We start from the raw sequence: 5,890 nt of genomic DNA on the forward strand, positions 1-5,890 counted from the left end.
AGCCTGTCTCGGGTGCTGGATGGTGGCCACGTGGTCGGCGCACTGATCGCCGCCAACAGTTTCGGCGAGATTTATGCCGATGCGCCCCCCGGCGATGGCCCGGTGGAAATGCCCAAGCTGGCCAAACATCGACGCTTCGGGCGGGACAACACCATCATCGGCGCGGTCGCCACCAATGCACCGCTCAGCCGCGCGCAGGCCTTGCGGGTGGCGATGATGGCACAAGGCGGGCTGACACGGGCGGTGCGACCGATCCACACGCCGTTCGATGGCGATTGCATTTTCGCCATCTCCACAACCCCCCCCGGCCTGACCCCAGTGGACGACGTGCAGTTGATCGAGATCGGCACGGTCGCCGCCGATCTGGTCGCCGCCGCCGTGCGCCAGGCTGTCGGGCTCTACTGAGCCTGCAAGGCCGCGATACGGTTTGCCAGGGCGTCGAGGCGCGATGCCAGCGTGGCCGCCGCAGCGGGCGCGTCACGCAAGGCTTCGGCCAACGCCGCGCGGCGATAATCGGCGCCAGCCAGCGGCGCCAGCGCTGCACCCAGGGCGGATTCGGCCGCTTCCAATTTCAGGGCCGCAGCCGAATCGGCAGCGCTGCCGGCAGCGCCTGCGCGCGCGGCATCACGGGCGGCGCGTGCCGGGGCAGCGGCGGCTTCCACCTGCGCCACCATCGCTTCCAGCGCGGCAATCTCGGTTTCGGCAGCGTCCGGCGTTGGCGACGGGGTGGGTGCCGGCATGTCGGGCGCGGCCGGGGCCACGGCTTCGGCCGGGGGGGCGCAATCGGCGTCACTCCGGGGGCAGCGGCCCACACCCGGAACGTTGCGCGGCACCATCGGCGAGATTTCACCGGGACGCGGGTTCAAGCTGGGCCAATCATTGGTTCGGCCGGCGCAACCGACCAGCAAAAGGGCAAGAACAAGAGGCTGGGCCATGCGGTGCATGATTTATCGCCTAAAACGGCAAGGAAGAGGTTGCAATGCCCCGCGCGCATGGCTATCAGGCCGGCCTTCACGGTGTGCGCCCGTAGCTCAGCTGGATAGAGCATCAGACTACGAATCTGAGGGTCGGACGTTCGAATCGTTCCGGGCGCACCAATTTCCCCAATGCAAGCGACACCCACCGGGCCATCCAGCCCGGTTTTTTTTGGCTGATCGTTTGGCGCAGCAGCTGCGCACGTCACACGGACACAGCCAGCTGCGATTGGCGCAACCAGCTGGGTAAAATCAACTTTTGGGGAAATGGTGGACGCGGCAGGGATTGAACCTGCGACCCCTGCGATGTCAACACAGTGCTCTACCACTGAGCTACGCGTCCACGGGAAGGCGCCTGTTAGTGGCATCGGCACAGCTTGGCAAGTGCCTTGGCACGTGCTGCCACGGTCACGGCGCGTCATTTGTCACCTTGGCAGTCGCCTGCACGCGTGCTTGGAGTTTCCGGGATGCTGTTTCACGCCTCTGCTGCCGGCCAGCCGGCCATCTTCCCGTGGGGGCGCCTGTCGGGCGATGCCGATGGGCGCTGGCCGCTGCTGCTCACCTCGCCGCATAGTGGCCGGCATTATCCGCCGGCGCTGCTGGCGGGGTCGCGCTTGTCTTTGGCGCAACTGCGGCGGGCGGAAGATGCGTTTGTCGATGCATTGTTGGATGGCATTGCCGGGGTGCCGGTGCTCGCCGCGAGCCATGCCCGCAGCTGGCTTGATCTCAACCGCCGCCCCGATGAGCTGGATCCGGCGATGTTCGATGCGGCGCTGGCGGTGCCGGTGGCGGCCACGGAGCGCGTGGCGGCGGGGCTGGGCGTGATCCCGCGCCTCGCCGGCCACGGGCTCGACATCTATGCCCGGGCGCTGCCGGCGGCCGAAGCCGCGGCGCGGCTGGCCAGCCTGCATGCGCCCTGGCACGAACAGGTGGGCAGCATCCTGGCCGCCGCCCGCGCACAGCACGGCGCGGCGCTGCTGATCGATTGCCATTCGATGCCATCGCCCACCGGGGCGCGGCCGCCGCAGATCGTGCTGGGCGATTGTCACGGCCACAGCGCCGATCCCGCCATCATGCAGGCGATCGAGGATCATTTCGCCCAAGCCGGCTGGCGGGTGGCGCGCAATGCCCCTTATGCCGGCGGCCACACCACGCGGCATCATGGCCAGCCCAGCACCGGCATCCATGCCGTGCAGATCGAGATTGATCGGGCGCTCTATCTGGATGGCCACAAGCTGGTGCTGCACGCCGGCGCCACCAAGGTGCGCAGCGTGATGACAGCGCTGGTGCAGCGGCTGCTGGCCGATTGGCCGCAACTGGCTGGCCTGTCACCCTGGGCAGAGGCCGCCGAATAGACACGAAAAGGCCGCGCTGGTGGGGGCAACCAGCGCGGCCAGATCAGAACCTTCATCCAGGTTCGGAAGGTGGCAGGCCCAAGGAAAAATTGGGGCCACAGGCGGCCACCGAAAGGGGGGAACGGTGCCGCCGTACCCTTGATTTGGGGTCGCTCCGGCGGCTTTCAAGAGCCACCGGAGCGATTTTCGCCGCTTTTAAAAGGCGACGCGCAGCGACACCCGGATATCGCGGCCAAACAGTGGCGCCACGTCCTTCAAAAAGCTCGAATGGCGGCGGGCTTCGACATCGAAGATATTGTTGGCCTGCACCATCAGCGTCGTCGGCGCATCAACACCAAACGGCTTCCACGACAGGCTGGCGTTGACAAGGCTGAACGCGGCGGTGCGGGTTTCGAAGCTGGCAGTGCGATCCTGCGCGGTGACATGCTCGATTTCCACGCGGCCGCCAACCACGCCGCCCGTGGCTTCGATGCCGCCGATCATGCGCAGCGGCGGGATGCGCGGCACGGCGCCGCCGCCCGAGAGGACAGTGGCACGGGTGTAATCAAGCAGGCCGGTGACTTCGATCCGGGTGGCGCCCAGCTGCGCGACCTTCACGCCGGCTTCCACTTCCACGCCCCAGAAGCTGGCATCGGACTGGGCATATTCAAACACCGGCAGTTCGTCTTGCTCAAGGCCATTGGGATTGAGGAAGATGTAATTGTCGAAGCGGTTGACGAAGGCCGACAGTTCCAGCCGCCAGCCGGCGCCGCGCCCGCGCAGCACGGCTTCGGCACCCAATTGGCGTTCGGTGCTGAAATCCGGATTGCCGATTTCAACGGCACGGGTGGCGGCATGGGCGCCGTTGGCGAACAATTCCTCGGCCGAAGGCGCACGTTCGGTGCGCGCGCCGCTCAGCGCCAGGCGGAAACCGCTGCCCAGATCAATCGAGCCGCCGACGGAGAACGACACCGAATTGAACGTGCGTTCGCGGCCAACCTGCGCCGATTTCACATTGGCATGTTCATAGCGCGCGCCGCCTTCCAGCCGCACCGCGCCCAGATCGAATTCCTGCAGGGTGAACAGGCCGAACTGGCGGGTTTCGTTGGCCGGGATATAGGCTTCCTCGCCCACGGCACGGAAGTTGCGGCTGAAATACTGCACCCCGCTGGCACCCTGCCAGCCATCCTTTTCGGCCTGCACCAGCTCAAGCCGGGCTTCCCAGCTCTTGTTGAAGAAGCTGGTGCCGATGGCACCATCGGGTTCGATTTCGTCGTGCCGGTAATTGGCCCAGCCGCCGCGCACGCGCACTTCCTTGAACGCGCCCGACAAGGGCAGCGCACCGCGCACGTCAACCCGAGTCTGGCGCATGTCGAGCGTGATGTCCTCGTGGGCGTGTTCTTCCTCGCCCTCATGCGCTTCACCCTCGTGGGCTTCGCCTTCATGCTCGCCCTCGTGCTCGTCATGGCCGATCTCGAGACTATTGGGGATGCCATAGCGATTCTGGAGATGGCTCACCGCCACGCCGAAATTCGCGCCATTCTCGCCGATCCAGGCGATGCTGCCGGCCACATCCCAGGTGCGGGCGGCGGTGTTTTCGAGCCGGCCGCGCTCCTGCGCCTCTTCGGCAACCTCGCCGCCCTCTTCGGCCGCTTCGGCGCGCAGATTTTCACTGAAAACAAAGCCACCAGTACGATAATTGTCGGACTCGAAGAAGCTGCCATCGACATGAGCGACGAAGCCGCCGCCCAGCGGCATGTTGAGCGCGGCGGCGATGTTGCGCTCACGCGCGGCGGTGCCGATACCGGCGTTGGCATCGACATGCGGGCCATCGGGCACTTCACGCGGGATGCGCAGATCGCGCATGTTGACGACACCGCCGATGGCGCCTGAACCGAACAGCAGCGCCGCCGGGCCACGCAGGATCTCGATGCGATCGGCCAGCAGCGGATTGGCGGCAACGGCATGATCGACCGAGGTGTTGGAGACGTCGAAGCTGCCGATGCCATCGGTGAGCACGCGCACGCGTTCGGCATCAAGACCGCGCAGGATCGGGCGCGAGGCGTTGGGGCCGAAGAAGGTAGACGACACGCCGGGCTGGCGGGCCAGGGTTTCACCAATGGTGGAGCGCAGTTGCAATTGCAGCGCATCACCCTGCAGGACGGTAACCGCGGTGGCCACCAGCTTGCGATCGCGAGCATAGGGCGCGCTGACGATGATTTCGGGATCGTTGCTGCCGTGCTGTTCATCCTGCGGCGCAGCCTCTTCGGCCAGCACCGGCGCAGCAGACAGGAGCAGCAGGGCTGCAAGCGACAGACGCGACGACATCGGTTCACCTATGACAGTTTGGGGACAGGGCGTCCCGATAAGATGATACGATGTATCACGTCAAGGCCCGTTTGACGCGCATGAAAAAAGGGGCGGTGGCCAGGCCACCGCCCCTTCATTCAACGTTCGAACCGGAATCAGGCGGCTTTGGCCTGGCTCGCGGCGAACTGGCGTTCGAAAAGCGGGCTGATCAGCGACAGGCTGAACAGGTGGGCATAGATCAGGCCCATCAGGCCGGATTGCACCATCTTGCGGGCCTGGTCGCCGCGCAGGTTCTGCAACTTGCTTTCATCGACCATGCGGAAACCGCGATACACCGCCGGCTGGGCCAGGCCATCGCGCTGGATGGTGACTTCACCGTCCATCAGCAGATCGAGCTTGGCCAGTTCTTCCATGAAACCACGGGTGCGCATCACGGCCTGTTCGAACTGCTCGCAGAACTGCAGGATGGCCTTGGTGGTTTCGGTCGGATCGGTGCCGGCGAACAGCTTCTCGCCTTCGTTATCAACCACGATGCCCGCGGTGTCGTCAAAGCACAGGGACAGTTCCTGAGCTTCCGGGGTCAGGCGGGCCAGCATGAACGGATAGCGGCGCACGAAGGCGGGAACATAGGCATTGGCTTCCCACTGGTCATCAGCGCCCAGATAGAGATTCTCGCCTTCCTGCAGGCCGACCAGCGCCAGCGGAGCGGGATTGTCGCCCACACCGAACACGATCGGATAGTTGCGCTGCACCAGCGGGAATTCATCCACGGTCACCGGGATGGCGTGGGTGCCGCGGGTGAAACCCAGATCGCCGCGCGGCTTCAGGCCATGGTTGGGGTGCAGTTGCGACGACAGCGGCGCCAGGCCGTTGTAGAACAGGGGAAGCTGGTTGGCAGGAGGCTGGCTGGCCATGGGATTATCTGCGCTTTCGTGACTGGAGTGAAGAATTGGTGCGCTTTCCTAAAGCGCAGATGACGCTTCTGCAAGGCTGTGCTGCGACAGCACGACGCGTCAGTATATTTTGCCGGGATTCATGATGCCGAGCGGATCCAGCGCCTTTTTCACCGCTCGCATCGCGGCAAGACGGGCCGGATCACCCAGCCGGGCAAGATCATCGCGCTTCATCACGCCGATGCCATGTTCGGCCGAAATCGACCCGCCGGCGGCCGCCACCATTTCGTGCACGCGCGCCGTGATCGCCGTGCGGTGATCGGCGATCCAAGCGGCGGCGGCGTCTCCGGCAGGCGCGCGCACGTTGAAATGCAAATTG

6 protein-coding genes and 2 tRNA genes are annotated in these 5,890 nt (G+C 65.5%); 3 read left to right on the plus strand and 5 right to left on the minus strand.

Annotated elements, in window-relative coordinates:
- On the plus strand, nt 1-405 hold a 405-nt coding region (locus RT662_RS11990; RefSeq protein ID WP_313670941.1), incomplete at its 5' end, for a P1 family peptidase.
- Here RT662_RS11990 and RT662_RS11995 read toward each other — a convergent pair.
- Nucleotides 399-866 carry a hypothetical protein gene (locus RT662_RS11995; RefSeq protein WP_313670942.1) on the minus strand — a complete coding sequence of 156 codons (468 nt, stop codon included), beginning with the start codon at nt 864-866 and terminating at the stop codon, nt 399-401. The genes RT662_RS11990 and RT662_RS11995 overlap by 7 nt on opposite strands.
- 154 nt (nt 867-1,020) lie before the next feature.
- Here RT662_RS11995 and RT662_RS12000 point away from each other — a divergent pair.
- Nucleotides 1,021-1,097: transfer RNA gene (locus tag RT662_RS12000), tRNA-Arg, on the plus strand.
- A gap of 145 nt (nt 1,098-1,242) precedes the next feature.
- Here the strand turns inward: RT662_RS12000 and RT662_RS12005 are convergent.
- Nucleotides 1,243-1,317, minus strand: a tRNA-Val gene (locus tag RT662_RS12005).
- A gap of 124 nt (nt 1,318-1,441) precedes the next feature.
- Here RT662_RS12005 and RT662_RS12010 point away from each other — a divergent pair.
- Nucleotides 1,442-2,329 (plus strand): N-formylglutamate amidohydrolase, encoded by an 888-nt coding sequence (locus RT662_RS12010; protein WP_313670943.1) that lies wholly within the window; start codon nt 1,442-1,444, stop codon nt 2,327-2,329.
- Between the two features lie 195 nt (nt 2,330-2,524).
- On the opposite strand, the gene RT662_RS12015 is transcribed toward RT662_RS12010, so the two are convergent.
- From RT662_RS12015 to RT662_RS12025, 3 genes are all read right to left on the minus strand, one after another.
- The gene (locus tag RT662_RS12015) at nt 2,525-4,636 is read right to left on the minus strand and encodes a TonB-dependent receptor (RefSeq protein WP_313670944.1); all 2,112 of its coding nucleotides are present in this window, start codon (nt 4,634-4,636) and stop codon (nt 2,525-2,527) included.
- Between the two features lie 137 nt (nt 4,637-4,773).
- Nucleotides 4,774-5,532 (minus strand): SapC family protein, encoded by a 759-nt coding sequence (locus RT662_RS12020; protein ID WP_313670945.1) that lies wholly within the window; start codon nt 5,530-5,532, stop codon nt 4,774-4,776.
- 99 nt (nt 5,533-5,631) lie between these two features.
- Nucleotides 5,632-5,890, minus strand: a 259-nt coding sequence (locus RT662_RS12025) for an FAD-linked oxidase C-terminal domain-containing protein (protein ID WP_313670946.1), incomplete at its 5' end; no start/stop codon positions are given.

It is taken from the genome of Sandarakinorhabdus sp., assembly GCF_032115815.1.
Taxonomy (GTDB): domain Bacteria; phylum Pseudomonadota; class Alphaproteobacteria; order Sphingomonadales; family Sphingomonadaceae; genus Sandarakinorhabdus.